Source organism: Micromonospora sp. LOL_023, assembly GCF_048060115.1.
In the GTDB taxonomy this organism is placed as follows: Bacteria; Actinomycetota; Actinomycetes; order Mycobacteriales; family Micromonosporaceae; genus Micromonospora_E.
This window is the reverse complement of sequence record NZ_JBHMIM010000003.1, coordinates 72,164-98,602: the sequence shown is the minus strand read 5'-3', so window position 1 is coordinate 98,602 and position 26,439 is coordinate 72,164. Positions and strand designations below refer to the sequence as shown.

Genomic DNA, 26,439 nt, shown 5'->3' with positions numbered 1-26,439 from the left:
ACAGCTTCGTGGGCTTCACCGACTGCCCGCACGTCAGACGTCTGAGCATCGACCGAGGAGTGAAATGATCACCGGGGGAAGCACGGATGACGTGGATGGGCCGCACCTCGATGCGTCGTAGCCGGACCGGTGATAGGAGTGAGGGATGAGCGACACGATGGGGCAGTGGGTGGCGTCGGCCGCCGCCGAACTCGGGCTCGAACCCGGTGACGTGCCGGTGCCGGTGGTGCTGGATCTGGCCCGCGACGTGGCGCACAACGTGCTGCGGCCGGGTGCGCCGGTCACCGCGTACCTGCTGGGGCTGGCTGTCGGTCGTGGCGCCGACCCGGTCGAAGCCGGCGCCCGGCTGGCGGCCCTGGCCCGTGCCTACGGCGAAGGGGTCACGCCGGTTCCAGGCGGATGATGATCTGCTTGGAGGTCGGGGTGTTCGAGCCGGCGGCGGTGGAGTCCAGCGGCACCAGGACGTTCGCTTCCGGGAAGTACGCCGCCGCGCACCCCTTCGCGGTCGGGTAGCTGACCGCACGGAAGGCGGTAGCCCGTCGCTCGACCTGGTCGGACCACTGCGACACCAGGTCGACCAGGTCGCCGTCGGCGAAGCCGAGCGCGGCCAGGTCGTCCGGGTGGACGAACACCACCCGCCGCCCGCCCCGGATGCCGCGGTAGCGGTCGTCGAGGCCGTAGATCGTGCTGTTGTACTGGTCGTGGCTGCGCATCGTCTGCAGCAGCAGCCGGCCCGGCGGCACCTCGATCACCGTCAGCGGGCTGACCGTGAACGCCGCCTTGCCCGAGGCCGTGGCGAAGGAGCGTCGGTCCCTCGGCGGGTGCGGCAGGACGAAGCCGTCCGGCCCGGCGACCCGCTGCTCGAAGTCGGCGAAGCCCGGCACGACGTCGGCGATGGTGGCCCGGATCGTCGTGTAGTCGGCCTGGTAGGACTCCCACGGCACCGGCGAGTCGGGCAGCGTGGCACGGGCCAGCCGGGCGACGATGGCCACCTCGGAGAGCAGCTGGTCGGCGGCGGGGTCGAGCCGACCCTGGGAGGCGTGCACCGCCGACATCGAGTCCTCGACGGTGACGAACTGGTCGCCGCCGGCCTGCCTGTCCCGTTCGGTGCGGCCCAGGCAGGGCAGGATCAGCGAGGTGGCACCGGGCACCACATGCGAGCGGTTCAGTTTGGTCGACACGTGCACGGTCAACGCGCACGACGCCAGGGCGGCCACCGTCACGTCGGTGTCCGGGCTGGCGGCGGCGAAATTGCCGCCCAGCGCCATGAACACGCGGACGTCGCCGTCGCGCATCGCCCGGATGGCACCGACGGTGTCCAGCCCGGTGCTGGTCGGCAGGTCCACGCCGAGTCGCCGGCCGAGCGCCGGCAGCCAGGCCGGCGGCTCGTGCCAGATGCCCATGGTGCGGTCGCCCTGCACGTTGGAGTGCCCGCGCACCGGGCAGAGACCGGCGCCCGGCTTGCCGATCATGCCGCGTAGCAGCTGCACGTTGGCGATTTCCCGGATCGCGTCGACCGAGTCCTGCCGCTGGGTGAGCCCCATCGCCCAGCAGACGATGGTGGCGTCGGAGGCGGCGAACAGGTTGGCGACTTCGACGATCTGTGCCCGGTCGAGCCCGGTGGCGGCGGTCACGGTCGGCCAGTCCACCTCGGTGCGGGCGGCACGGTAGTCGGCGTACCCGCTGGTGTGGGTGTCGACGAAGCCGGTGTCGACCGCGCCGGCGGAGACCAGCAGCGCGCCGATCGCCTGGAACAGGGCCAGGTCGCCGCCGATGCGGACCTGCAGGAAGTGGTCGGCCAGCGCGGTGCCGGAGCCGACCAGCCCGCCGGGGCGCTGCGGGTTGCGAAAGCGCATCAGCCCGGCCTCGGGCAGCGGGTTGACCGCGACGATGGTGGCGCCGTCGCGCTTGGCCTTCTCCAGGGCGGAGAGCATCCGGGGATGGTTGGTGCCCGGGTTCTGCCCGACCACCACGATCAGTTTCGCCCGGTGCAGGTCGTCCAGGCTGACCGAACCCTTGCCGATGCCGATGGTGCTCAGCAGCGCCACCCCGGACGACTCGTGGCACATGTTCGAGCAGTCCGGCAGGTTGTTGGTGCCCAGCGAGCGGGCGAACAGCTGGTAGAGGAACGCGGCCTCGTTGGAGGTGCGGCCCGAGGTGTAGAAGGCGGCCTGGTCGGCCGAGTCCAGGTCGCGCAGCCCGCCGGCGACCAGCTCGAACGCCTCGTCCCAGCCGATCGGGGTGTAGTGGTCGGCGTCGGGTCGGCGGACCATCGGGTGGGTGAGCCGGCCCTGCTGGCCGAGCCAGTGGTCGGAGCGGGTGGCGAGCTCGCTGATCGAATGGGCGGCGAAGAACTCCGGGGTGACCCGGCGCAGGGTCGCTTCCTCGGCGACCGCCTTGGCGCCGTTCTCGCAGAACTCGGCGTGCGCGCGGCGTTCGGCGGCCGGCTCCGGCCAGGCGCAGCCCGGGCAGTCGAAGCCGCCGGGCTGGTTGACCCGCAGCAGGGTCAGCGCGGTTCGGCGTACCCCCATCTGCGCGAAGCCGGCCCGCAGCGCGTGGGTGACGCCCGGCAGCCCGGCCGCGGCGGTCGCCGGGTCGCCGACGCGCAGATCGCGGTCGCCGGCGTCGTCGCGGGGGGCGGAACGGGCCATGCCTGCCACCTTCTCACGCTTGGCGATCGCGGTGCCACACCGTGAGGCACCCGAACGGGCAGGCCAGCGGCGGTACGACCGGTTCCTGGCGGGATGTTGCCGGCTATCCGACCGCGGCCGGGCTAGCCGGTGCGGTAGGCGACGTGGGTAGGGTGTGCGCACGGAACTCCGGAGATGATCACGTGGGGGAGCAGGTGCCGGCAACAGGGGACCAGGTGACCGGGAACGAACCGACGGTCGGGAACGAACCGACCGCCCACGAGCCGCTCCTGCTCGACGAGCCGAGCATGGCCGACCTGCGGGAAAAGGTGAACCAGGCGTGGCGGGACTTCGCCGCCGCCCTGGCGAGCACGCTGCCGACCCTGCCGTCCGGCGCTCAGGTCGAGCTCACCCTGGATCCGACCGCGTCCGGCACCGGAGACGCGATCTACTCGGTCGGCGTGCGGATCGGCCTGCAGGACCGGCTGAGCGCCTCGGCGGTGAGCAATGCCACGCTGCCGCCGAGCTACCGGATGAACCGGGACACCGTGGCCGACCTGGTCGCGCTCGGCTGGTCGCCGCCCGGGGTGGTGCCGGGATCCGGCGACAACTTCGGACTGGCCACCACGACCGCCGAGATCACCCGGCTGGCGTCGCTGATCACCCACACCCTGCGGCACGTCTACGGCACCCCGCATCCGGCTTTCCTGGTCTACTCGGTGCAGGACGCCAACGACGATCCGATCGAGGTGGAGCCGTTCGGCACCGCCCGGCCGGAGTCGTCGATCGGCGACAACCTCGGCCTGCCCACCGCCGCCGAACTCGCCGGCGACGACGATGACGTCGAACCGGCCGACGCGATGCCGCTGGACGAGCGGGTACGCACGGTGGTCGCCACGATGATGCGCAGCACCCCGGAGCACCTGAGCGTCGATGCCGACGGTGACATCGGCATCCGGGCCGGATCGGCGATGGTCTTCGTCCGGATCCGGGACAACCCGCCGCTGGTGGACGTTTTCTCGCCGGTGCTGACCGAGGTGGAGCCAACCGAGCAGCTCTACGTGAAGCTGTCCGAGTTGACCAATCGGATGCCGATCGGCCGGCTCTACTGCACCAACGACACCGTGTGGGCGTCGATCCCGGTGTTCGGCCGCAACTTCCAGGCCACCCATCTGATGCTCGCGGTGCAGGTGATGACCGGGCTGGCCGACGAGTTGGACGACCGGCTGCACGGTGAGTTCGGCGGCAAGCGGTTCTTCGGCGATGGTGACAAGCCGTCCCGGGGCGGGTCAGCTGACCCCCCTACCGGAATGTATCTCTGAACCTGCCGCGCTGTCGGGGTGTCGCGCCGCGGTGGTGCCGCCGGCGGGCTGGTCAGCCGGGCGGATCGGGGACGGCGACCGGTGGCGGAGCGTCGACCAGCCGGGACAGCACGATCATGCTGCGGGTGGAGGTGATGAACGACTCGGCCCGTAGCCGTTCGAGGGCCTGCTCCAGGTGGGCGATGTCGGCGGCGCGCAGGTGTACCAGGGCGTCCGCCTCACCGCTGACCGTGTAGGCGCCGACCACCTCCGGATGCCGCCGGGTAGCCGCCGCGATCTGCGCCGGAGTGGTCCGCCCGGTGCAGAAGAGCTCGATGAACGCCTCGGTGGTCCAACCGACCGCGGCGGGGTCGATCACGGCGGTGAAGCCACGGATCACCCCTGCCGTCCGCAGCCGGTCCACCCGGCGTTTCACGGCTGGCGCGGACAGCGAAACCCGGGCGCCGACCTCCGCGTACGAGGAACGGGCATTTACCACCAGTGACGCAATGATTCGCTGGTCGACTGCATCGATTTGCAACGTTTTATTCCTCACGTGCAACAATCGTGGCTTCTTATTGTGTGACAGCCTACCTACTCTTGGTTCCCGTGACTTCCCCGAGCGTCACCGCCGACCCGGCACGCTCCTACCTGATGTGCCCGCCGGAGCACTTCACCGTCGAATACGCGATCAACCCGTGGATGGACCCGGGACAACCGGTCGACACCGAACTCGCCCTCAAGCAGTGGGACGGTCTGCGGGAAACCCTGGTCGGGCTGGGCCACCAGATCCACCTGCTGTCGCCGCGCCCCGGACTGCCCGACATGGTCTACACCGCGAACGGTGCCTTCTCCGTCGACGGCACCGCGTTCGGAGCCAGGTTCACCCACCCGCAGCGGGCACCGGAGGCCGCCGCGCACCGCGACTTCTACCAGCAGCAACTGGGCTGGCGATACGTCCGGCCAACCGAGACCAACGAGGGCGACGGGGACTTCGCCTACCTGCCGGCCGCCTACGGCGGCACGATCCTCGCCGGCTACGGGTTCCGCACCGATCCGGACGCGCACCGGCAGTTGCAGGAGACACTCAGCCGGCCGGTGGTGTCGTTGCGGCTGGTGGATCCGCTCTTCTACCACCTCGACACGGCGCTGGCCGCGCTCGACGACGAGAACATCGCATACCACCCGGCGGCGTTCTCACCCGCCTCGCAGCGGGTGCTGCGGCAACTGTTCCCGCACGCGCTGCTCGCGAGCCGGGCCGACGCGCTCGCGTTCGGGCTCAACCTGGTCAGCGACGGCCAGCACGTGGTGCTCAACAGCGAGGCGACCACGATGGCCGACAAACTCGCCGCCGCCGGCTATCAGCCGGTGTTGGTGGAGCTGACCGAGTTGCACAAGGGCGGGGGCAGCGTGAAGTGCTGCGTGGCCGAACTGCGCGGCTGAGCGGACTGGCTGGTCCCCGTCCCCGTCCCCGGCCGGGCCCGCTCGCTACCTTTCTGCTCCTCGCTCAGCCGAGCGTGGCCAGCTCGGTGATCAGCACGTTCGACAGCACCGGCCCGTCGCGCAGGACCTCCCGCAGGTACCACTTCTGCTGTGGGGTACGGGGCTGATTGAACTGCCACGATCCGCGCGGGCTGTCGATCTGGCCGAGCCGGCCGAGCGCCAGGTTCAACTGCTGAGCGTTCACCCCGGCCCCAGCGGTGCGGATCGCCTTGTCCAGCACCTGGGCCGCGTCGTACGAGGCCATGGCGTACGTGGTCGGCGACGCGCCGTACCGCTTGCGGTAGCCGCTGGCGAAGAGCAGGTTCGCCGAGTTGTCCAGGTCAGCCGAGTAGTTGAGGGCCGTGATGATGCCACTGGCCTCCTCGCCGAGCTCGTCGACGACCGTGCCCTCGGTGAGGAATCCGGGGCCGTAGATCGGTCCGTCGTAGCCGGCGTCGCGCAGCTGGCGGATGAACGTCACCGCGGCGCTGCCGGTGAAGAAGCAGTAGACCGCTTCCGGGTCGCGGTCGATGAGCTCCTCGATCGGGTCGGCGAAGGTGTCCCGGCCCGGATTCGGCGTGGAGTCGGCCCAGATGACGGGTGCGGAGATCCGGTCGTCGCCGGTGCCGAACCCTTCCCGGAAGCCCTGCACCAGGTCGCGGCCGGCCGGCTGGTCGGCCGCGACGATCGTCACCTCGCCGTTGCGGGAGATCTCCTGGGCGAGGTACCCGCCCAGGGCCACGCCCGGCTCGTCCGAGACATAAGAGGTACGCCAGATGTACACGACGCTCTGCAGACTGCGCGGTGAGGCGTTCGAGCCGACCAACGGGACCTGCGCCTGCTCCACCGCGTCGCGGATGGCGAGCATCACGGCGGCGTTCGCCACGCCGGTGAGCGCCAGCACGTTCTGCTGCAACAACGAATCCACCGCCGCCTGACCGGACTGGGGGGTCTCCCCTTCGTCGGCGATGACCAGGTCGACCGGCCGGCCGCCGAGGCGACGCTGGTTGTTGTCGAGGTAGAGCTGGAAGCCGTTGAGCATCTCGTCGCCGATCGGCTTGTAACCACCGGTCTGCGGGACGATCAACCCGATCCGGATCGGCACGTCGCTGACCAGGTCGCCCCCGGTGTCCGGATCATCCTCGGTGCCGATGCTGCACGCGCTGGCCAGCCCGGTGACGCCGAGCGCGGCCAGCAGCTTCAAGGCTTGCCGGCGGTCGATGTTGGGCACAGGGGTGGTCCTCTCGCAAGGGGTTGCGACGGCGCTGGTCTACCGCCCATCCGGCGTTCTACCCGCTCTGCCGTGTCGCGTCAATGCTAGGTGATCCACCGCCCTGGGTAGCTGACGGGCAATGCGGTGTGAGCGCGGACGCCGTCCTATTGGTGCCGAATTGTTGCGGAGACGTTGTCGACGGGTGTCGCGGCGGTCCGGATGCCTGGGGCGCTGGCCGGGGCGGGCGATCGGGGGACCGGCGAGCGGTCGGCCGGGTCACTGCGTCAAGATGGTCGTATGACCGATACACCAGGCTCCCCGGAAGAAACCGACGAGTCCGTACCTACCGGTGGCCGACCCGGTGCGGTGGTGGTGGTCGGCCCGGACGGTCGGCCGATCGGCACGGTCGGCACCGGCGCCACTGCCGACGATGACGCCGCCGATCCGGACGATCCGTCGCGGTTGATCGAGCAACCCGCCAAGGTCATGCGGATCGGCAGCATGATCAAGCAGCTGCTCGAAGAGGTCCGCGCCGCGCCGCTGGACGAGGCGAGCCGGCAGCGGCTGCGCGAGATCCACCAGCGGTCGATCACCGAACTGGAGGACGGGCTGGCCCCGGAGCTGCGCGAGGAGCTGGAGCGAATCTCGTTGCCGTTCGAGGACGGCGCGACCCCGAGCGAAGGCGAGCTGCGGGTGGCGCAGGCGCAACTGGTCGGCTGGCTGGAAGGGTTGTTCCACGGCATCCAGGCGGCGCTGATGGCCCAGCAGATGGCGGCCAGGTTGCAGCTGGAGCAGATGCGCACCGGCAACCGGCCCGCGTTGCCGATGGGTCCGGGCGGAATGATCCCCGGCATGCCGGGTCAGCAGGGTCAGCCCGGTGACGGCGGCGGCTCCCGCACCGGCCAGTATCTCTGACTCAGCTCGCCTCGGGAGCGGTTCGCTCGGCCTCGGCCAGCAGGCCCTCCAGGTACACGGCGACGCCGTCGTCGGCATTCGACGCCGTCACCGCGTCGGCGATCTCGCGTACGGCCGGGTGGGCGTTGGCCACCGCCACCGCCCGTCCGGCCCAGGTCAGCATCGGTACGTCGTTGGGCATGTCGCCGAACGCGACCACGTCGTCGGCGGTCGCGCCCAGTCGGGCGCAGAGCCACGCCAGGCCGGCTGCCTTCGTCACGCCGGCCGCCGAGATCTCCACCAGCCCGGACTTCGACGAGTGGGTTGCCTCGGCCAGCCCGGCGAGCGCGCCCGCGACGATCCGGACGAACACGTCAGGGTCGTCGTGGCTGCTGCGTACCAGAAGTTTCACCGCAGGCGAGGTGAGCAGCTCGGCCGGATCGGTCACCACCTGGGCGGTCGGGTGCTCGCTGTTCCAGTGCGCGGGCCATTCGGCGGTGTGCCGCATCGACCGGCCGTCGTCCACCTCGACGGCGAAGACGACGTCGGGCACCTCCGCCCGCAGCCGCCGCGCGACCTCGGCCATGATCCCCGGAGCGAGTGGGTCGGCGCGCAGCACGGTGTCGGTCCGGGGGTCGTAGACCACCGCGCCGTTCGCGCAGACCGCCGGCACCGGTTCGCGTAGCTGTGCGTAGACGGCGGGCAGCCAGCGGACCGGGCGACCGGTGACCAGCAGCACCTGCCCGCCGCAGGCGTGGAACGCGTCGAGTGCAGCGGCGGTCCGGGCACTGAGCGACTTATCGGGCCGCAGCAGTGTCCCGTCGAGGTCGGTGGCGACCACGTGCGGACGCACTTGCATCTCCGGACATTAGCCGATCGAGGTAAACCGCTACACCATCATCGTCGTTACGCAGTGTAATCTCATCGGCGGCCCGGCGTACTGTCGGATGCGCGTTCGACACTGCCACCCGGCCCCCGCCGGCCCAGGCGAACATCGGCAGGTCGTTCGGCATGTCACCGAAGACCAGCACGTCCGCCGGGTCGACGCCGAGTGACTCGGCGACCACCGCCAGACCGGTGGCCTTGTCCACCCCGGGTGGGCAGATCTCGATGTAGCCGAGCCCGGCCTGGGTGACCGTCGCCAGCGTGGGCGGGATGAGCCGGATTGCCGCCGCGAGCAGGGCGTCCACGTCGTGCGACGGAGTCCGGGCGAACGCCTTGATCACGTCACCGGCCAGGCACTGCTGCCGGGTGCGGGCCTCGAAACGCTCCGGGTAGCGCCAGTGCGGGTCGAAGTCGCCCCACAGCGGCGCGTCGTGTTCGTCGGACGCCTCGACCATGACCGTGAGCGGGCCGACCGCCGCCTCCAAGTTGGTGATGATCTCCGCCAGGGTTTCGCCGGGCAGCCGTTCGTCGCGCAGCACCGTTGGGCCGGCCGGATCGCTCTGGTCGACGACCCGGCCGCCGCCGGCCATCACCAGGAAGTCGCCGGCCCGGATGTCGTTGCGGGTCAGCTCCATCAACCGGGGACCTCGGCCGGTGGCCCCGACCACCGGGATGCCCAGGGACCGGGCACGGTCGAGAACTTCATGGGTGTACGCGGAAACGGTCTCGTCGCTGCGGACCAGAGTGCCGTCGAGGTCCGTCGCGATCAGCTTGGGTAGGCCAGGGCGCGGCATGCTGTCCTCCTTGATCCCCGGTCGACGGGGCAGCAACCGTACCTCGCGTACCGTGACCTGACCATGACTTGCGCGCGAAGCCGAGATGCACACTGACCAGGCATCGATGTTCGACGTCACAGCATGATCCAGTACCGCCGGACCGACCCGAACGCGGTGTCACGCACGCCTTCGAAGACGCCGCCGCACCGTTCGATCGTCCTGGCCGAGGCGTCGTTGCCGATCGCGCAGACCGCGAGCAGCCGGTCCATGTCGAGTGTCCGCGCCTCGTCGAGCATCCGGCCCAGCGCCCAGGTGGGCGGCGACAAGCTCCCGTCAACTGCCCAGCTCAAGGCTGAACACAAGATCTCGGATTCGGTGATCCGCTACGCCATGCACGCCCTGCGGACCGAGGGCCTGGTCGAGAGTGCCCACGGCGTCGTGCGTGTTCGTGGCTGAACCGAAGTAGGGCGGCGTCAACCCAGCACCCCGTCGAGTGGAGGGCGGGGATACGAAATTCCGCGAGAATTACGTATCCCAGCCCTCCACTCGACGTCGCTCAGCCGGGGTCCGGCGGCAGCCACAGCCAGCGCAGCGCATCTGGCAGCAGCACCCCAGGGTGGTTCGGGCTGTGCCCACCGTCGCCGAGCACGAGTCGGAAGTCGTACCCCGTTTGAGCCAGGGCGGCCGCGACGTGCAAGTTGCTGGCGAGCCAGTTGTGCTCCGGCTCGTTCCAGTTGATGTCCCGGTGCCCGGTCTGCAGAAAGATCCGCACCGACTTACGCGGGGTGTCCCTGATCAGCTCCGGATAAGGGTTGCCACCGGGCATCTGGGCGAAGCTGGACAGGCAGCAGAGCACCCGGCGAAACCTGTCCGGGCGCAGCCAGGCGACAGTGAAGGCACAGTTGCCGCCACTGCTGATGCCGCAGATCCCCCACTGATCCGGGTTGTCGGTGATCGGAAAACGCTCCCTCACCTGCGGGATGATCTCGCTCAACAGGAAGGTGGCATAGCGGTCGTCGAAAGCGTCGTACTCGACGTTGCGCTGCCTGCGATCGAGGCCGTCACCAGCGCCAGCGCCGTCAGGCATGGACCCAGGGTCGACGAAGAGGCCGATCATGGGCGGGAGGTCGCCTTCATGGATCAGGTTGTCCAGGACGAGGGCGGCACGGACCTCGCCAGCCGGGTCCAGGTTCCACCAGCCGTCCTGGAACACCAGCAGGGCAGCCGGGCGCGACGGGTCGTACCGCGCCGGCAGGTGCACCCAGAACTTTCGGGCCGTACCCGGATAGATTGCGCTGTCCGCCCAGTCGAACTCGATGGTCCGACCGACCGGCACACCGGGTAGGCGTAGCGAATCGGGGCCGTGCAGGTACCTGACTTCTGACTGGTCGACCGGCAGATGCCGGAACGGAACCCGCACAGTGGTCAGGCGGTGGCGAGGGGTTCCAGCACGTCCCGGCCGCCGAGGTACGGCTGAAGTGCTTTCGGCACCCGGACCGAGCCGTCCGGCTGCTGGTGGTTCTCCAGGATCGGGATCAGCCACCGGGTAGTCGCGAGCGTGCCGTTGAGGGTCGCCACCGGCTGGGTGCGGCCGTCGGCGTCGCGGTAGCGGATGTTCAGCCGGCGGGCCTGGAACGTGGTGCAGTTCGACGTCGAGGTGACCTCGCGGTAGCGGCCCTGCGACGGCACCCACGCCTCGCAGTCGTACTTGCGGGCCGCGCTGGTGCCGAGGTCGCCGGCGGCTACGTCGATCACCCGGTACGGGATCTCGACCTTGGCCAGCATCTCCTCCTCCCAGGCGAGCAGCCGCAGGTGCTCGTCGTGTGCCTGCTCCGGCGGGCAGAAGGAGAACATCTCCACCTTGTCGAACTGGTGCACCCGCAGGATGCCGCGGACGTCCCGGCCGTACGAGCCGGCTTCGCGCCGGAAGCACGACGACCAGCCGGCGTAGCGTTGCGGCCCGTCGAGGGTCAGGATCTCGTTCGAGTGGTAGGCGGCCAGCGGCACCTCGCTGGTGCCGACGAGATACAGGTCGTCGGCTTCGAGCCGGTAGATCTCGCTGGCGTGCTCGCCGAGGAAGCCGGTGCCCTCCATCGACTCCGGCTTGACCAGCACCGGGGTGATCGTCGGGGTGAGGCCGTACTCGACGGCCTGGGCGATGGCCAGCTGCAGCAGCCCGAGTTGCAGCAGCGCGCCGACGCCGGTCAGGTAGTAGAACCGGCTGCCGGAGACCTTGGCGCCTCGTTCGACGTCGATCGCGCCGAGCGCCTCGCCGATCGCCAGATGGTCGCGGGGGGCGTCGATCTCCGGCCGGGTGCCGACCTCACGCAGCACCACGTAGTCGTCCTCGCCACCGGCCGGTGCGCCTGCCTCGACCAGGTTGGGGAAGGCCAACTGCGCCCGGCGCAGCGCCTGCTCGGCCTCGGTCACGGCGGCCTCGGCCGCCTTCACCTGGGCCGAGAGCTCCTTGGTACGGGCGAGCAGCTCGGCCTTCTCGGCCGGTTCGGCCCGGGGCAGTCGTTTACCGAGCTGCTTCTGCTCGGCGCGCAACGCCTCGAAGGCCTGCACCGACGCGCGGCGGGCCTCGTCGGTGGCGATCAGGTCGTCCACCCGGGACTCGGACTCACCGCGGGCACGCTGGCTGGCACGGAACAGGTCCGGGTCGTCGCGGAGCAGACGGAGATCGATCACGGATGTCAACGATACCGGGCCGGGTGGTTCGCCCGCGCGCAGGTTTACGCCGCATCACCAGCGTCGGTTCTGGTACGGCGGCTGGTCCGGCCGGACGAAGGGGTCGGTCGGCGCGACCGTCAGGTCGGCAGGTGGTACCAGCTCAGCATCCGGCCCGGTCGCCAGCTCAGCGGCTGGTCTGGCGACCGTCGGCACCACGGCATCGCCCTGGCCGCTGCCAGTGTCGTGCGGTGCGTCCGCGCGACCGGCCAGGTGGACGGCGAGCATCAGCGTGCCGACGCCGACGAGAGCGGCGGTCAGACCGGCGCCTGTCTCGGTCTGCACGACCAGGTGCCGCCCGGCTCCCAGCGGGGAGCGGACCAGCCCTTCGGCGTTGCTGGTGACCACGACGAGCAACACCAGCAGACCGCCGCCGAGGGCCAGCGCGGCGATCCGCGTGTCGCGGCGGAGCTTGGCTGAGCCGAACAGCGCCAGCGCCGCACCGATCAGTAGCACCAAGAAGCCGAGCAGGTACGCAGTGCCGTACCCGCCGAGGCCGGACACCAGCAAGGCGTCGGCGTACGGCTCGCCGTCGTCGACGCTCACCTCCGGGAACACGAAGTCGATCCAGACACCGCCGGCGGAGACGGCTCCGGCCAGCGCTCCGAGGGCGGCCAGGGCCAGACTCGCCGTACGGCCGGTCGCGGGCGGGGTGCGGAGGCCGCTGACGGTGGCCCGCAGCCGCTGGGTGAGCTGGGTGACCGAGCCGGACCAGCGGTGCGGCGGGCCGGCCGGCGGGGTCGGTGCGCCGCCGAAGTCCAGCACGACCGGCTCGGTTCGGGCGCCGGCGTCCGCGGGAGTACGGCTGTCGTCGTCGGCCATCGCGGCTGGCCCTCCTGGAGTGTCGTCGGCCCACGGTGTCGTTGGCCCAAGGCATCGTCGCACCGGCCACCGCGGTGAGCTAGCGTCATGGCCATGCCTATCCGTACCGCATCAGCCCGCTGGCAGGGCAATCTGACCGAGGGTTCTGGCACCATCCGCACCGGCAAGGGCGGATATGAGGGGAACTATTCGTTCAAGTCCCGTTTCGAGGAGGGCGAGGGCACCAACCCCGAGGAGTTGATCGGGGCGGCGCACGCCGGCTGCTTCTCGATGGCGTTCTCGAAAGGGTTGGCGGACGCCGGCTTCACGCCGACGTCGGTTCAGACCACCGCGTCCGTGCATCTGGGCAAGACCGACGCCGGGATGACCGTCACCCGGATCGATCTGGAGACGGTCGGCGAGGTGCCCGGTGTCGACCCGGACACCTTCCAGAAGCTCGCCGAGGCGGCGAAGGCCAACTGCCCGATCTCCCGGCTGCTCTCGCCGGGTGCCGAGATCACGCTGAACGCCAGCCTCTCGGTCTGAACCCCGCGACTGCAAGCAGCCACATCGAACGATCTTGGGCTTGTCGCGTGATCACCTGATCACGCGACAAGCCCAAGATCGTTCAATGGCCGTCGTGGTGCGGCAGAATGGACCGATGCCGGTCGAGATGAGCCGCGAACGCTTCGAGGAACTCGTCGGGGAGGCCCTCGACGAGGTGCCGCCGGAACTGCTCAAGCTGATGAGCAACGTGGTGATCCTCGTCGAGGACGACACCCCGGCCGGTGAGCCCGAGCTGCTCGGCCTCTACGAGGGCCACGCGTTGACCAGCCGGGGCTGGGACTACGCCGGGGTGCTGCCCGACCGGATCCTGATCTACCGCAATCCGATCCTGCGGATCTGCGAGACCGAAGCCGACGTCGTCGACGAGGTGGCGATCACCGTCGTACACGAGATTGCCCACCACTTCGGCATCGACGACGAACGGCTGCACGACCTCGGCTGGGGCTGACCATCGGACCGCCCGGAAGACTCGCCCGCCGGGCTGCTCGCTCAGGCAACGACTCGACTCGGGTTGCGTGCGATCACTACCCTTCGGTCGATAGCCCCTGACCAGGAGGAACCCTCATGCGCAGTGCCCTGTTCTCCGCCGAGCATCTGGAGAAGGAGTCGGCCCAGCCCGGCCTGCGGCTGCAGAACTCCAAGCTGCTGAAGATCGAGCTCAACGGCGAAGCGATGGCCCGGACCGGTGCGATGGTCGCCTACCAGGGCAGTGTCCAGTTCCAGGCGCTGGGCTCCGGCGGCCTGGGCAACTTCCTCAAGCAGAAGCTCACCGGCGAGGGCGTGCCGCTGATGAAACTGACCGGCCAGGGCGACGTCTTCCTCGCCAACGAGGCCAGCGACGTGCACCTGATCGATCTGGAGCCGGGTGACGCGCTGTCGATCAACGGGTCCAGCGTGCTGGCCTTCGACGCCGGTCTGCAGTACGACATCCGGATGGTGCAGGGGATGGGCTTCGCCTCCTCCGCTGGGCTGTTCAACTGCGTCTTCACCGGCCAGGGGCGGATCGCCATCACCACCAAGGGCACCCCGGTGGTGCTGACCGTCGACCAGCCCACCTACGTCGACCCGCAGGCGGCCGTCTGCTGGTCGGCCGGGCTGCAGACCGGCTACCACCGCGCTGAGCAGTTGGGCCTGGGCACGCTGCTCGGCCGGCGGACCGGGGAGGCGTTCACCATGAGCTTCGCCGGCCAGGGCTTCGTGATCGTCCAGCCGTCCGAGGAGCCGCCGGTGCGAGGCGCCGGCCAGCAGCAGCAGTAGCCCCCGTCAGTCCAGTCGACCGGCGCGGACCCGGGCCAGCCAGGCAGCCGCCTGTGCGTAGTCGTCGTCGCGCCGGTCGGCCTGGTCGCCGCCGGCCCGCCCGCCGCCGGCCGGTGGCCAGTCGTGTCGGGGGTACGAGCCGAGGAACCGCACTTCGGCGCAGACCCGGTGCAGGCCGCGTAGCGCGTCACCGAGCCGGTCGTCGGCGACGTGACCGGAGCAGTCGAGGAAGAACGCGTACCGGCCGAGCGCCTCGCCGGTCGGGCGGGACTCGATCCGGGTCAGGTTGACCTCCCGTACCGCCAGCTCCATCAGCACGGCGAGCAGCGCACCGACACTGTCGTGCGCGATGTAGACCGCCAGCGTGGTGATGTCGTCGCCGGTGGGCGGGGGCGGCGGGCCGGGGCGGCGGACCAGGACGAAGCGGGTCACCGCGTCGCAGTGGTCGGCGATCTTGTGGGCCAGTACGGTCAGCCCGTGGCCGGTCGCTCCGATGGGCGCGCAGATGGCGGCGTCGTGATCGCCGGCGGCCACCCCGGCGGCGGCCGCGCCGTTGGACAGCACGTCGACCACGGTCGCGTCCGGGACGTGCTGGCGTAGCCAGCCCCGGCACTGGGTGGACGCCTGCGGATGGGCGGCGATGCTGCCGATCTGCTCCAGGCTCGTCCCAGCGCGGGCGGCGAGCACGAACTCGACCGGCAACACGACTTCCTGGGTGATGACCAGCGGCGTGCCGTTGGTCAGCTCGTCGAAGGTGACCCCGACCGCCCCCCCGATGGAGTTCTCCAACGGCACCAGCGCGGCGTCGGCGGCGCCGGTCCGGACCGCCTCCAGCGCCTCCGGGACGCTGCGCGCCGGCAGTCGTACACCTTGCTCCGCCGCCGGGATGGTCCGCAGTGCCTGCTCGGCGAAGGTGCCTTCGGGGCCAAGGTAGGCGAAGCGGGTCGGTGCGACGACGGACATGCCGGCCAGCTTACGCAGTGCCCGACGGGATCGGCACCAACTCACAGGCAAGGGTGCGGATACCGGTCGGGGCGCCGACGCGCACCGGGATGACGCAGACGTCGGTGCCGGCGGTGACCATCGAGAATGAGGTGGGCAAGCCTTCGGTCACCACCTGCAACGGTTCGCGGTCAGGGATCTGCACCACGGTGTACTGCCAGGTCCCGGCGCAGCGCGGCGTCACCGGGACGGAAACCTGGGCGCCGGCGGGCAGTAGCTCGGTGCTCCGCCGCAGCAGTGCCACGACCTGGTCCGCGGAGGGCCGGCCGGCGCAGTCGACAGCGACCCGTTCACCGAAGCCGGGGCTGCCGGTGGGCGTCGGGGTGGTCGGGGTAGTCGGGGCGCTGGTACGGGGCGGTGGATCGGGCGTCGCCGGAGCGGTCGTGCTGGTGGTCGATGGAAGCGCCCGGTCGGACGGTGTCTGCCCGGGTAGCTCGGGCGGGCGGCCGCAGCCGCTGGCGCTCAGCGCCGTGCCGACCAGTAGCGTGCCGATCAGCAGCGCACGGCAAGCAGCCGAAGTCTGCCTGCTGGTCCGGGAGCTGTCTGCCCGACGCCGCTGGTGCGCGCAAAGCACCAGCTCATGGTAGGGGCTCAGCCAGCCACCCGGTGACCGGTCCCGGTCAGCGTGGCGAGCGCTTCGGCCAGCCGGACCGTCGGCACCAGCAGATAGTCGGTGTCGTACGTGGAGAACGCCACGATGTTGACCCGGGCGTCGGCCAGTGGCCCGGCCAGCGAAGCGAGAACTCCGGTCATCGCGAGGTCCAGCGGACCGGCCACCTGCAGACACCGCCAGGGAGTGGCGGCCGTGGCCTCGGCCGGGGCCCGGTCCGCCCGGCAGATGATCGACACCTCGTCCTCGGTCCAGGTGACCGAGACGATGCCATCGGCTGGGCCGGCGAGTAGGCCGGCCGGCAGCGAGGAGCCGGCCGGGAGCCGGCAGATGGCGTACTCCTCGGGCAGCAGTACGAGGTCGAGCATGGGGGCAGCGTACGACAGTGGCGCCGGAATGCGAGCCGGTCGGTCGGTGCGGGGTACGGACTGATCGGTCAGCCGGGCGGCGACGCCGTTGGTCAGCTGGTGGAGAAGGCGGTGGTGATCGGGGCGAAGAAGGTCAGCGAACCGGTCACCCGTTTGCCGCTCCAGACCGGAGTGGCGATCGCGTCCACGGTGCCGTCATCCGGGCCGTTCTCGGCGGCGCCGGCCAGCCGGAGCAGCCCTCGGGCGAGGCGACCGGAGGTCAGGGCGAGCAGCGGCGGGATCTTGTCGATTTCGTTCTCGTCGAGCTCGCCGCGTTGTGCGGTGAAATCGACCAGGCGCAGGCCGGCCAGCAGCGGCCGACCGGCCACTGTGCCCGGATCGCCGAGGCCGAGCAGTTCGCAGCAGGCCGGCGAGGCCGCTGCGATCGTCAGTCCCTGATCGATCACCAGGCACGGCTCGAGTGCGACGGCAGCGGCGGAGATCCACAGCTGGAAGTTGTCCAACCGCAACGTCTCGATCGACTCGCGGGCCTGCGGCACCAACGGCTCAGAAATTGAGAGCTCGACGTGCGCCATCGCGCCTCCCCTGACTCCACCGGACAACCGCAACGCTAACCGGTCTCTGCACGTCCGTCGAATGACGCCGGGACGAGCCGGCGATCCGACGGATGTGCAGACACCCGCAGGCGTCACATGTCCGATAGCAGCGGACGTAGGCCGCAGGGAGGTTGTAGCGTTTCGGCCCGAGGCTACCGCCGGCCGGACGGCTTGTCAGCCGCCGTTCGGTCCGCGCCGTACCACCGGTAGTCGGCGTTGGACCGGTACGGGGCGTTGCCCCAGGTGCCCGGATGCCGGGCGACCTGGTAGAGCTTCTCGGCGGTGGCCGCGCTGATCCGGCTTCCACCGGCGATGAGCAGCCGGTCGAGCTCCCGGTGGGTGGTGACCATGCACTCCTTGGGGAGCCCGTAGACGCTGATCACCCCGGAGCCGACGAAGGTCAGGACCGGCGCGACCGGGATGGTGTGGCCGACCGCGGCGGTCATCGCCTTGCTGGCCCGCTTCGCGTCGCGGCGGGCTTCGGCGACGTACGCTGGGCGCTTGCCGTTGATCTGGACGACGTCGCCGGCGACCAGCACCCGGCTGCGGCCATGATCGACGACGGTGACCGCGAACAGCCCGCTGGGGCCGATGGCGAGGAAGCCGGCGCGCTCGCCCCGGCCGGCGGTCTCCAGCCCGAGCACATGGTCCGGGCTGTCCGTTCGTGGCCAGTTGACCGCGTGCCAGGCCGGCCCGAGATGATCGAGTCGATGCACCGCGCGGGCACCGGCGGCCTCGATGCGCCGGGCACCCCGCTCGGCCCGTCGACGTCGGGCCCACTCCATCGGCGACGGCCGGATGGCCTCCAGCGCATCGGAGGGGGACTCCTCCATGGGCCGTGCATCTGCTTGATGTGGCAGGGCCCGCTGCGCGGGCAGAACTCGGCGCTCATGGAACACAGTCATCACGACCTCCGGCAAAAGGTCCCCTGGACTTTGGACTTCCCACTACCGTACGTGGCGACACCGGTACTGAAGCAAGGCGCCAAGCCGGAGTGAGTAGGGATGAATGCCCTATTCACCCTACGACTCTTTAGACAGATGGTGCCAAACGACAGCCATGGGGCGCGCGTGTGACGCACTACGTCGACAGTGAGGTCGGCCACCTCCGTACTGTCCTGCTGCACCGCCCCGGCACCGAACTGGCCCGGTTGACCCCGCGCAACAGCGGGGCCCTGCTGTTCGACGCGATCCCCTGGGTCGCCCGTGCCCAGGAAGAACACGACGCCTTCGCCGAGGTGCTGCGCTGCCGGGACGTGGAGGTGCTCTACCTCGAACAGCTGCTCGCCGAGACGGTCGCCGACGACACCGCGCGGGCCGAAGCCATCGAGACCGTGCTCGCCGGCAGCCGGCTCGGGCAGACGCTGCGCCAACGGGTGGCCGACCAACTCGCGTACCTCGATCCGGCCGGGTTGGCCCGGGTGCTCGTCGCCGGCGTCGCCCGTGGGGAGCTGCGGGTCGGCGCCGGGCGACCACCCGGACTCGGGTACGCCCTGATGCGCGAGCACGAGTTCGTCGTCGACCCGCTACCCAATCTGTTGTTCACCAGGGATTCATCAGTGTGGATCCGGGATCAGGTCGCGGTGACCAGCCTCGCCATGCCGGCCCGGCGCAGGGAAGGCCAGCTCACCGACCTGATCTACCGGCATCATCCGCGTTTCGTCGGCACCGAGCTGCTCTACCGGGCCGCCTTCGACCATGTCGAAGGCGGCGACGTGCTGTTGCTCGCCCCCGGGGTCGTCGCGATCGGCACCGGCGAGCGGAGCACGCCAGCCGGTGTGGAGCACCTCGCCCGCCGGGTGCTCGGCGCCGCGTTGGCCCACACCATCCTGGTGGTGCCGATCGCCCAGCGCCGGGCGACCATGCACCTGGACACCATCTGCACCCTCGTCGACGTCGACACCGTGCTGATGTATCCGCCGATGGCCGAGGAACTGACCGCGTACACGGTGATCCTCGACGGCTCCGGCGACCTGCAGGTGGACGGGCCCGCGCCGTTCCTGCCGGCTGCCGCCGACGCGATGGACCTGGACCGGCTCCGGGTGGTCGACACCGGACTGGATCCGGTCACCGCCGAGCGCGAACAGTGGGACGACGGCAACAACACGTTGGCCCTGTCGCCCGGCGTCTGTGTCGCCTACGAGCGCAACACCGCGACCAACACCGCGCTCCGGCGAGCCGGCATCGACGTCGTGACCATCTTCGGCACCGAACTCGGGTCCGGCCGAGGCGGACCACGATGCATGTCGGCACCGCTGGTCCGCGATCCGGCCCGCCCACGACCCAGCCGACTGCCCGGCTCGCCTACCGGGTGAGCTGCCGTCCGACTGCCCGATGGACTCAGCGCAGGGTGAGCTGGCGTCCCAGCAGGCCCTGCCGGGATCGGCGGGCAGCGGCGTCGAGGTCGCCGGTGTCCGCGGCCGCCTCGGCGTAGCGCTTGACGAACCGGGTCAGTGGATCCTCCCACTCGTCGGCCGCCGGGCCCGACGGCAGATCCCAGACCGGCACCAGCAGCCCGTGCGCCCGGAACATGCCGGCGAACTTGGTCTGCGGCCCCAGCGGGAGGTCACCCGCCGCGCTGAGCCGGGCCAGCGTGTCGAGCGCCCGATCCTCCTCGTCACCCAGCACCCAGCGCACGTGTGCCCGCTCGCCGACCCGACACCAGTACGCGGCGGTCGCGGCGGTCATCCGGGTCGTCGGATAGATGGAGGCGTCGGCCCGTTCGAGGGAGGCCTGCACCGCCGGATCGGCCGCCGCCTCCGCCGCCACCCAGAACGCGAAGCTGTCGTGCACCGTCACCGCGAGCGCCCCGTCGGTCAGGACGTCCTGCAGCCGGGGCCCGGGACCAGGCAGCGGCGGCACCACCACGGTGTCCCCGGGATCGGTCTCCAGCGCGGCGAGCAACGCGGCGGCCAGGTCCCGGGACACGTCACCGGACTGGGCGTGCCGCTGCAGCCCGATCATGATCTGGCCGTCGGCCCGCACCAACGCCGGCACCGCCATCGGCAGCACGGTGGCCAGCGTCACCGTCCGATCGGGGTACCGGTCGGCCAGGTCGGCGGCGAGCACCAGGGGCGCGGTCGCGGCCGGGACGAGTTCGCGTAACGCGATCCAGTCCGGCTCGGCGGTGAGCCCGGCGAACGGCCGGGGTACGTACACGTCGCGGATCTTCTCCCGCTTGCCGCCGCTGGCGGCCCGGTCCTGCTTTCGGCGCTTGCTCACGGCCAGTCAGCCTAGAGGATCGGATCGGGGTGCGGGGGCATCGCCGCCGTCGCTCCGGTGCGGCCGGCGCTCGGCGGCCGGGTCGTGCCCGGCTCGGTCAGCGGCCGGTGTCCGGACCGCAGAGTTCGGCCCAGACGCACCGCCCGGTGCCGATGTTCTCCACCCCCCACCGTCTGGCCAACGCGGCGACGATGGACAGCCCGCGACCGCTGAGCGCCTCCGGGGTGGCCGCGCGCAGCTGCGGGCTGCCGCTGGAACCGCCGTCGGTCACCCGGATTCGGATCGTGCCGCTCGGCCGCGCTGGAATCAGCTGGCAGGTGACGCGGATCATGCCGTCGGGCAGCGGCCGGGCGTGCCGTACGGCGTTGCCGACCAGCTCGGCGACGACCGTCATCACGTCAGCCAGGAAACTGGGCCGAATCCGACTGGCCAACATCCTGGTCAGTTGATGCCGGGCCAGCCGCCCACCGCTGACATGGTGGGGTACCAGGACGCTCCACGTCCGTCCCATCAGCGCCGCGGTCACGACGGTCTCCTCTCATCCGCGGGGCAGCCGTACCTGGGCTACCGTTCCTCCGCCGTCTCGCGGTCGTAGAGACACCCAGCCGTGTTGGCGCTCGACGATCTGACGGACCAGATAGAGCCCGAGACCCGCGCCCGGGTAGCGACGCTGATCGCCCGATTCGCCCTGCCAGAAGCGGTCGAACGCCCGTTCCACGTGCTCGGGATGTACCCCGATGCCGCGATCGCTAATCCGGAACACGACGGTGCGCTCGTCGGCCGTGGCGGTCAACTCCACCGGGGTGCTTCCCGGCGAGTACTTGTCGGCGTTGGTGGCGAGCTCGGTGAGTACCGTGGCCAGGCTGCTCCGGTCCCCGAACGCCTTGGGCAGCTCGGGTGGCAGGTCCACGGTGAGCCGGCGCCGTAGCTCGGCGGGGAGCGTGTCGACCGCCGCACGAAGCGTCTCGGCGAGGTCGAACGTGGCGAGCCGGCCACCGGCCACCGGGCCGGCGTCGTTCGCGGCGGCGAGCAGCCGGTCGACCAGGCGGGCGAGTTCGGTGGCCCGCTGCCCCAGCACCCGGGCTGCCTCCCGGCGCTCCTGATCGCTCAACGAATCCCAGTGGTCGCCCAGTGTTTCGGCATATCCCTTGATGACGGTCACCGGAGTGCGGAGTTCGTGGCTGGTGACCGCGATGAACAGATCGACGTCGTGGTCCCGGCGGTGTTGATCGCTGATGTCCCGGAAGGTGACGACCCGCGACGCGACGAAACCTGGCAGCTCTCCGGAGGTGACCCGCAGCCAGCGGCCGTCCGGCTGTTGGTGGTCGACGACCTGACCGGACGGTGGCACCGGGAACGGGATCGGTCGGTGCAGGCGTTCCCGGGCGAGACTGCCGGTCAGCCGCTCGGCCGCCGGGTTCCACAGCCGTACGCAGGACTCGTCGTCGATGATGGCGAGCCCGTCGGCGAGCGCGGCGACCACGGGACCGTCGCCGTGCACCGGCAGCCCGCTCTGGTCGCCGTACATGTGCGCGATGTGCGACGACAGGTAGGCGATGAGAGTGTGGTGCTCCGGGCTGGCCTCGCCGTCCAGGTCGGGATAGTAGGCGTGCAGGCTGCCGATCAGCACTCCGCCGATCTCGGCCCGGGCGGTCAGCATCCGGTGCAGGCCACGCCCGGCGATCTGGTCGGCCTGCTCGGCGGAGAGCGCCGTCACCGGGAACTCGACCGTTCGCGGACCAGCGAGCAGTTGGGCGGTCACCGGATCGCCGAGGTCGACCGGCCGGCCGATCGACCACTCGGCTGCCCCGGCCGCGGCGATGATCCGGCCACTGGTCGGGCCGTACTCGGCGAACGACGTGCCGGCGGCGCCGAGGGCGCGTTGGGCCAGTCGTAGCAGATGGTGCAGGACCGGCAGCCCGGCGTCCCCGTTGTTGATCATGTCGAGGACCACGGTGTGACCGGCGATCAGGCTCGGGTAGTCGGGGCGTTCCGGCATGCCTGTGAGTCTGCCGTCTGTCGGCCCATTTGGGCAGTGGCCAGGCCGCCGGCGTGCGGCCGACGGTGCCAGTCGGTCGACATGAGGTCGTGGACGCCCGGTCAGAGGACCCGCGCCGGCTGACCGGTTTCGCTGACCATCGGCCGGGCGCCCGCCGCCCAGTCCTGCATGCCGCCGGCCAGGTTGCGGACGTTGTCCCAGCCGTGCTGCCGCAGGTACGCCACGACCTGACCGGACCGGCCGCCGGATCGGCAGACGACCACCACGTCGCCGTCCTGTGGCACCTCGGCGAGTCGCTGCGGGATCTCCATCATCGGCAGATGGTGGGCGCCGGGCGCGTGCCCGGCAACCCACTCCTGCGGCTCGCGTACGTCGATCAGGTATGCCTCGTCGGTGACGTCGGCGACGACGACCGTGGGGACAGTGGGTCCGAACATGCCGCCCAGCCTATTGCTGACCGGCGAGCACGGTCGGGTTGGCCAGCACGAAGTCGTCGAGGGCGTCGTTCTTGACCGCCTGGAACATCTCCATGCTCAGGGGGTCGAGCACTTCCCGGCCGGAGTCGTTTCCGTTGAAGCTGCCGCCGTTGGTCCGCAGCATGACCAGGTCGTTCGCCGCCACACCACGCATCGTGAAGACGAAGTCGGCGACGTCCGCGTCGCCGACGTCCAGCACGAACGCCTCGCCAGCGGCCTTGGTCAACTCGCTGATCTTGAGCGGGTTGGTCATCACCCCGGCGGACATCGCCTTCTTGGCCATGCCCTTGATCAGCTTCTGCTGGTTCTTCTGCCGGTCGTAGTCGCCGTTGGCCAGGCCGTACCGCTGCCGGGAGAAGTCCAGGGCCGCCCAGCCCTCCATCTCGCGGCAGCCCTTCTTGTGCACCACCTGCTGCTTGTCGCCGTAGACCTTTTCGGCGTCGGCGTTCCACATCGGCTCACCGTCGACCAGGGTCATGTGGGTCGACGGCGTGTCCTCGTCGACGCAGATCGGGATGCTGCCGAGGCTGTCGATGACCGATTTGAACCCGCTGAAGTTGATGATCGCGGCGCCGTCGAAGCTGATCCCGCTCATGTTCTTGATGGTCTTGGCCATCAACTGGGCCCCGCCGGCGTGTCCGGCGCCGTTCTGCGCGCCGTGGAAGAAGGCCTCGGTGGCCTTGGCCACCCCACCGCCGTAGCCGCTGGCGGGGAAGGGCGGCACCTCGACCTCGGTGTCGCGTGGCAGCGAGATCAGATAGGCCTGGTCGTGGGTCGCCGGAATGTGCAGGATGATGATCGTGTCAGCCCGGGTGTCCGACTCCGCCCAGCTGGAGCGGTGGTCGATGCCGAGCAGCAGCAGGTCGATCGGGCCTTCCAGACTGTCGCCGCCCTCGGCGTCGGTCTTGCCTGCCGTGCCGAGCAGGTTCGACTGCTCGATCCCGCTGGTCGCCTGCGCGATGAACCACTTGCTGCCGACGATCGTGGTGCCGCTGACCATCATCAGCAGCGCGCCCAGAATCACCATCGTGCGGGCCCAGACCGGGTCCTTGCGGCGGGGACGCTTGCCTGCGCCGCCCTTGCCGCCGCTGCGGTTGCCGGGCTGGCGGCCGGTCCGACCGGCATGCGGGCCAGCCGACTCGGTCGACGTCGAACGTCGGCGGGTCTGAACCGGCATGTCTGCTCCTGAAGGGCGTGACAATAAGGCGTGCCCACTGTACGGACGTTTGATGGAGAAATCGACCCTACTTGGGTTTCGAATTCGCGTCGGATCGAGTTGGTTACCGTCTGATGCTAGCGATGGTCGTCACTCAGTCACTGGCCCCCGGACTCGGCGTGACATTCGCTTGTACCCAGGCGGTCATCTGGTCGTCGGCCATCGCCTGGTACATGGTCAATGCCTTCTCCCGGTCCGAGACGACCACCGACTCGCCGTTGATGGTGTCGCTGCCGTTGTGCGGGCTGGTCAGGAACTGCAGGTTCTCTCCTCGCAGCTTGCGGAACTCCAGGGCCATGTCGATCAGCGAGAACCCCTCGTCGACCGTCACCGCTTTGGTCGTCGCCTTGAGAAACGAGTTCAGCTTGGCCGGGTTCGACAGTGTGCCGGAACTCACAGCCTTGTCCATCAGGGCCCGCAGGAACTCCTGCTGGTGCCGCATCCGGGCGAAGTCACCCTCCGGGAACTGCTTACGCTGGCGGACCCAGTCGAGCGCCTCGGCCCCGTTCATGTGATTCACCCCCTGGGTGAACTGCCGGTACGGCTTGTGGATCGAAGTGGTGTCCTGCTCGACGGTCAGGTCCACGCCGCCGAGGGCGTCGGTCACCTCGACGAACCCGCCGAAGTCGATGGCCATCACGTGGTCGATCCGTACGCCGGAGAAACACTCCACGGTCCGGACCGCCAGCGGCATCCCGCCGAAGGCGAACGCGGCGTTGATCTTCGCCCGCTGTCCGCTGTCGCAGGCCGCACCGGCCTCCGCCGGGACGGTGACGTACAGGTCACGCGGAATGGACACCAGGTATGCCCGGTCGTGCGACGACGGAATGTGCATCACGATGATCGTGTCGGCCCGCCACCGGCCGGCCTGGTCCAGCTGGGCGTCCGGATCCCGCGAGTCGGTGCCGATCATCAGGATGTTCAACGCGCCGTCGACCGCCGCTGGCGGCCGGCCGTCGGTGATCGCCGAGAACGGGTCGGTACGGGCGAGGTCCTGGTCCAGCCCTCGCGCGTAGGCCCAGAGCCCGCCGCCGGCGACCAGCGCGACCAACAGCAGCGCAACCAGGCCCACCAGCGCGATGCGACCCCAGCGCGGGCGTGCCCGGCGGGGCCGGCCACCGTACTGCCCGCCCTGGTAGCCGCCGGGGCCACCCGGGCCTCGGCCGCCTGGACCGCCGGGCACCTGGGCCCGACCAGTGGATCCGGCGCGGACCGGCCGTCCCGGTCCGGATCCGGGCGCGGATCCGGACGGGTCACCGTAGTGGCTGCTGACTGACATGCCTCCAGCGTACGTACCGCACGCTCGCCGACTCCTGAGTCGGCGCCGGAGTTCTGAACCGGTGCGCCGGCAGTCGCCCGGTGAGATTCAGCCGAGCCGCTGCCGGAAGTACGCGATGGTGCGCGCCAGTCCGTCCGACGGCTCGACCGAGGGCTGGTAGCCGAGTAGGGTCCGGGCCAGGGTGAGGTTGGGGCGGCGCATCTCCGGATCGTCGGACGACCTGCCGACGAAATCGATCGTCGAGCTGCTGCCGACCAACTCGATGATCAACTCGGCGAGGTCGCGCATCGACAACTCGTGCTCGGTGCCGCAGTTGATCGGCCCGATCTCGGTGGAGTCCAGCAACGCCACGATGCCGGCGACCAGGTCGGTCACATAGCAGATCGACCGGGTCTGTCCCCCGGTGCCGTGCACCGTGATCGACTCCCCGCGCAACGCCTGGCTGATGAAAGTCGGGATCGCCCGCCCATCGTCCGGACGCATCCGGGGGCCGTAGGTGTTGAAGATCCGAACGATCCCGGCATCCAGCCCTCGGTAGCGGTGATAGGCCATCGTGGCGGACTCGGAGAACCGTTTGCCCTCGTCGTAGACGCTACGGACACCGATCGGGTTGACGTTTCCCCAGTAGGTCTCCGGCTGCGGGTGCACCAACGGATCCCCGTACGCTTCCGACGTCGACGCCATGATGAACCGGGCACCGTCGGTGACCGCGCGGTCGAGCAGGTGCAACGTGGCGATCGAGCCGACCCGCAGGATCTCGATCGGCAGGGTGGCGAAGTCGGTTGGGCTGGCCGGCGAGGCCAGGTGCATGATCGCGTCGAATCGCCGTCCTACAGCTGAGTGGTGATCCGGCAGCCCGTCGGAGACATCCGCCTCGACCAGGGTGAACCGGGGGCCGTCGAGCAGATGCGCGACGTTCTCCTTGGAACCGGTGACGAAGTTGTCCACCACGACCACCGAGCAACCGCGCGCGATCAGCTGGTCGACCAGATGGCTTCCGACGAAACCGGCACCACCGGTGACCAGCACGCGATGGCCGTCGCCGAATCGGGGAACAGGCAGCATGACCCCAAGCCTACTGGTACGCGGGCGACTCGGCGGAGGTCGCCACCCAGGCCGGAGGGTCGGATGCCGAC

The 26,439-nt window shown here is 70.2% G+C and carries 29 protein-coding genes and 1 pseudogene; 9 read left to right on the top strand and 21 right to left on the bottom strand.

Going from position 1 to position 26,439, the window contains the following annotated elements:
* The first annotated feature begins 145 nt into the window (after positions 1–145).
* On the top strand, positions 146–403 hold the full coding sequence (locus ACFHVL_RS02755; RefSeq protein ID WP_416625225.1) for a DUF6457 domain-containing protein: 258 nt from the start codon (positions 146–148) through the stop codon (positions 401–403).
* Here ACFHVL_RS02755 and ACFHVL_RS02750 read toward each other — a convergent pair.
* Positions 381–2,651: an FdhF/YdeP family oxidoreductase gene (locus tag ACFHVL_RS02750; RefSeq protein WP_416625224.1), complete on the bottom strand. Its 2,271-nt coding sequence runs from the start codon at positions 2,649–2,651 to the stop codon at positions 381–383. The genes ACFHVL_RS02755 and ACFHVL_RS02750 overlap by 23 nt on opposite strands.
* 215 nt (positions 2,652–2,866) lie before the next feature.
* Between ACFHVL_RS02750 and ACFHVL_RS02745 the strand changes: the two genes are divergently transcribed.
* Positions 2,867–3,952 carry a T3SS (YopN, CesT) and YbjN peptide-binding chaperone 1 gene (locus ACFHVL_RS02745; protein ID WP_416625223.1) on the top strand — a complete coding sequence of 362 codons (1,086 nt, stop codon included), beginning with the start codon at positions 2,867–2,869 and terminating at the stop codon, positions 3,950–3,952.
* Positions 3,953–4,004: 52 nt separating this feature from the next.
* On the opposite strand, the gene ACFHVL_RS02740 is transcribed toward ACFHVL_RS02745, so the two are convergent.
* The gene (locus ACFHVL_RS02740) at positions 4,005–4,472 is read right to left on the bottom strand and encodes an Lrp/AsnC family transcriptional regulator (protein WP_416625222.1); all 468 of its coding nucleotides are present in this window, start codon (positions 4,470–4,472) and stop codon (positions 4,005–4,007) included.
* A gap of 68 nt (positions 4,473–4,540) precedes the next feature.
* Here ACFHVL_RS02740 and ddaH point away from each other — a divergent pair, with 68 nt between their 5' ends.
* Positions 4,541–5,374, top strand: coding sequence for a dimethylargininase (gene ddaH / locus ACFHVL_RS02735; RefSeq protein ID WP_416625220.1), 834 nt, complete (start codon positions 4,541–4,543; stop codon positions 5,372–5,374).
* Between the two features lie 64 nt (positions 5,375–5,438).
* On the opposite strand, the gene ACFHVL_RS02730 is transcribed toward ddaH, so the two are convergent.
* Positions 5,439–6,644, bottom strand: coding sequence for an ABC transporter substrate-binding protein (locus ACFHVL_RS02730; RefSeq protein WP_416625218.1), 1,206 nt, complete (start codon positions 6,642–6,644; stop codon positions 5,439–5,441).
* Between the two features lie 279 nt (positions 6,645–6,923).
* On the opposite strand from ACFHVL_RS02730, the gene ACFHVL_RS02725 reads away from it, so the two are divergent.
* Positions 6,924–7,541 carry a bacterial proteasome activator family protein gene (locus ACFHVL_RS02725; RefSeq protein WP_416625216.1) on the top strand — a complete coding sequence of 206 codons (618 nt, stop codon included), beginning with the start codon at positions 6,924–6,926 and terminating at the stop codon, positions 7,539–7,541.
* A 1-nt stretch (position 7,542) separates the two neighbouring features.
* Here ACFHVL_RS02725 and ACFHVL_RS02720 read toward each other — a convergent pair whose 3' ends face one another.
* From ACFHVL_RS02720 to ACFHVL_RS02710, 3 genes and pseudogenes are all read right to left on the bottom strand, one after another.
* Positions 7,543–8,379, bottom strand: a complete 837-nt coding sequence (locus ACFHVL_RS02720; protein ID WP_416625215.1) for an HAD family hydrolase — start codon at positions 8,377–8,379, stop codon at positions 7,543–7,545.
* Positions 8,380–8,383: 4 nt separating this feature from the next.
* Positions 8,384–9,199: pseudogene (locus ACFHVL_RS02715) on the bottom strand (HAD family hydrolase); the annotation flags it as partial.
* 116 nt (positions 9,200–9,315) lie between these two features.
* Positions 9,316–9,507, bottom strand: coding sequence for a GNAT family N-acetyltransferase (locus ACFHVL_RS02710; RefSeq protein ID WP_416625382.1), 192 nt, complete (start codon positions 9,505–9,507; stop codon positions 9,316–9,318).
* Between ACFHVL_RS02710 and ACFHVL_RS02705 the strand changes: the two genes are divergently transcribed.
* Positions 9,449–9,637: a GntR family transcriptional regulator gene (locus tag ACFHVL_RS02705; protein WP_416625213.1), complete on the top strand. Its 189-nt coding sequence runs from the start codon at positions 9,449–9,451 to the stop codon at positions 9,635–9,637. The two genes, ACFHVL_RS02710 and ACFHVL_RS02705, sit on opposite strands and share 59 nt — an antisense overlap.
* Positions 9,638–9,737: 100 nt before the next feature.
* Here the strand turns inward: ACFHVL_RS02705 and ACFHVL_RS02700 are convergent, their stop codons facing one another.
* The 3 genes from ACFHVL_RS02700 to ACFHVL_RS02690 are packed head-to-tail and all read right to left on the bottom strand — an operon-like array spanning position 9,738 to position 12,733.
* Positions 9,738–10,610, bottom strand: coding sequence for an alpha/beta hydrolase (locus ACFHVL_RS02700; RefSeq protein ID WP_416625369.1), 873 nt, complete (start codon positions 10,608–10,610; stop codon positions 9,738–9,740).
* Positions 10,607–11,872: a serine--tRNA ligase gene (serS, locus tag ACFHVL_RS02695; RefSeq protein WP_416625212.1), complete on the bottom strand. Its 1,266-nt coding sequence runs from the start codon at positions 11,870–11,872 to the stop codon at positions 10,607–10,609. Before serS ends, ACFHVL_RS02700 begins: the two co-directional genes overlap by 4 nt.
* 54 nt (positions 11,873–11,926) lie before the next feature.
* Positions 11,927–12,733 carry a hypothetical protein gene (locus tag ACFHVL_RS02690; RefSeq protein WP_416625210.1) on the bottom strand — a complete coding sequence of 269 codons (807 nt, stop codon included), beginning with the start codon at positions 12,731–12,733 and terminating at the stop codon, positions 11,927–11,929.
* A gap of 93 nt (positions 12,734–12,826) precedes the next feature.
* On the opposite strand from ACFHVL_RS02690, the gene ACFHVL_RS02685 reads away from it, so the two are divergent.
* The 3 genes from ACFHVL_RS02685 (at position 12,827) to ACFHVL_RS02675 (ending at position 14,536) form a co-directional block, all read left to right on the top strand.
* On the top strand, positions 12,827–13,258 hold the full coding sequence (locus ACFHVL_RS02685; RefSeq protein ID WP_326550776.1) for an OsmC family protein: 432 nt from the start codon (positions 12,827–12,829) through the stop codon (positions 13,256–13,258).
* Between the two features lie 115 nt (positions 13,259–13,373).
* On the top strand, positions 13,374–13,727 hold the full coding sequence (locus ACFHVL_RS02680) for a metallopeptidase family protein (protein ID WP_416625209.1): 354 nt from the start codon (positions 13,374–13,376) through the stop codon (positions 13,725–13,727).
* Positions 13,728–13,843: 116 nt separating this feature from the next.
* Complete coding sequence (locus ACFHVL_RS02675) at positions 13,844–14,536, top strand: AIM24 family protein (protein WP_416625207.1); 693 nt, start codon at positions 13,844–13,846, stop codon at positions 14,534–14,536.
* A gap of 6 nt (positions 14,537–14,542) precedes the next feature.
* Here ACFHVL_RS02675 and pheA read toward each other — a convergent pair whose 3' ends face one another.
* The 5 genes from pheA to ACFHVL_RS02650 form a co-directional block, all read right to left on the bottom strand.
* Positions 14,543–15,499, bottom strand: coding sequence for a prephenate dehydratase (gene pheA, locus ACFHVL_RS02670; protein ID WP_416625206.1), 957 nt, complete (start codon positions 15,497–15,499; stop codon positions 14,543–14,545).
* 10 nt (positions 15,500–15,509) lie between these two features.
* Positions 15,510–16,112 carry a hypothetical protein gene (locus ACFHVL_RS02665; protein WP_416625204.1) on the bottom strand — a complete coding sequence of 201 codons (603 nt, stop codon included), beginning with the start codon at positions 16,110–16,112 and terminating at the stop codon, positions 15,510–15,512.
* A gap of 17 nt (positions 16,113–16,129) precedes the next feature.
* On the bottom strand, positions 16,130–16,516 hold the full coding sequence (locus ACFHVL_RS02660) for an ACT domain-containing protein (protein WP_416625203.1): 387 nt from the start codon (positions 16,514–16,516) through the stop codon (positions 16,130–16,132).
* A 92-nt stretch (positions 16,517–16,608) separates the two neighbouring features.
* Positions 16,609–17,091 (bottom strand): hypothetical protein, encoded by a 483-nt coding sequence (locus ACFHVL_RS02655; protein ID WP_416625202.1) that lies wholly within the window; start codon positions 17,089–17,091, stop codon positions 16,609–16,611.
* 173 nt (positions 17,092–17,264) lie between these two features.
* Complete coding sequence (locus tag ACFHVL_RS02650) at positions 17,265–18,017, bottom strand: hypothetical protein (protein ID WP_416625200.1); 753 nt, start codon at positions 18,015–18,017, stop codon at positions 17,265–17,267.
* Between the two features lie 167 nt (positions 18,018–18,184).
* On the opposite strand from ACFHVL_RS02650, the gene ACFHVL_RS02645 reads away from it, so the two are divergent.
* Positions 18,185–19,426, top strand: coding sequence for an arginine deiminase (locus ACFHVL_RS02645; protein ID WP_416625199.1), 1,242 nt, complete (start codon positions 18,185–18,187; stop codon positions 19,424–19,426).
* A gap of 25 nt (positions 19,427–19,451) precedes the next feature.
* Here ACFHVL_RS02645 and ACFHVL_RS02640 read toward each other — a convergent pair whose 3' ends face one another.
* The 7 genes from ACFHVL_RS02640 to ACFHVL_RS02610 form a co-directional block, all read right to left on the bottom strand.
* The gene (locus ACFHVL_RS02640; protein WP_416625197.1) at positions 19,452–20,333 is read right to left on the bottom strand and encodes a DUF5926 family protein; all 882 of its coding nucleotides are present in this window, start codon (positions 20,331–20,333) and stop codon (positions 19,452–19,454) included.
* Between the two features lie 97 nt (positions 20,334–20,430).
* Positions 20,431–20,859 (bottom strand): ATP-binding protein, encoded by a 429-nt coding sequence (locus tag ACFHVL_RS02635; protein ID WP_416625196.1) that lies wholly within the window; start codon positions 20,857–20,859, stop codon positions 20,431–20,433.
* A 12-nt stretch (positions 20,860–20,871) separates the two neighbouring features.
* Entirely contained in the window at positions 20,872–22,332 is a 1,461-nt protein-coding gene (locus tag ACFHVL_RS02630; protein ID WP_416625194.1) for an ATP-binding protein, read from the bottom strand.
* Between the two features lie 101 nt (positions 22,333–22,433).
* Positions 22,434–22,769, bottom strand: coding sequence for a rhodanese-like domain-containing protein (locus tag ACFHVL_RS02625; RefSeq protein ID WP_416625192.1), 336 nt, complete (start codon positions 22,767–22,769; stop codon positions 22,434–22,436).
* Between the two features lie 10 nt (positions 22,770–22,779).
* On the bottom strand, positions 22,780–23,985 hold the full coding sequence (locus ACFHVL_RS02620; protein ID WP_416625190.1) for an LCP family protein: 1,206 nt from the start codon (positions 23,983–23,985) through the stop codon (positions 22,780–22,782).
* 133 nt (positions 23,986–24,118) lie between these two features.
* Positions 24,119–25,303, bottom strand: a complete 1,185-nt coding sequence (locus tag ACFHVL_RS02615; RefSeq protein WP_416625188.1) for an LCP family protein — start codon at positions 25,301–25,303, stop codon at positions 24,119–24,121.
* 87 nt (positions 25,304–25,390) lie between these two features.
* Positions 25,391–26,368: an NAD-dependent epimerase/dehydratase family protein gene (locus tag ACFHVL_RS02610; protein ID WP_416625187.1), complete on the bottom strand. Its 978-nt coding sequence runs from the start codon at positions 26,366–26,368 to the stop codon at positions 25,391–25,393.
* Positions 26,369–26,439: the final 71 nt, after the last annotated feature.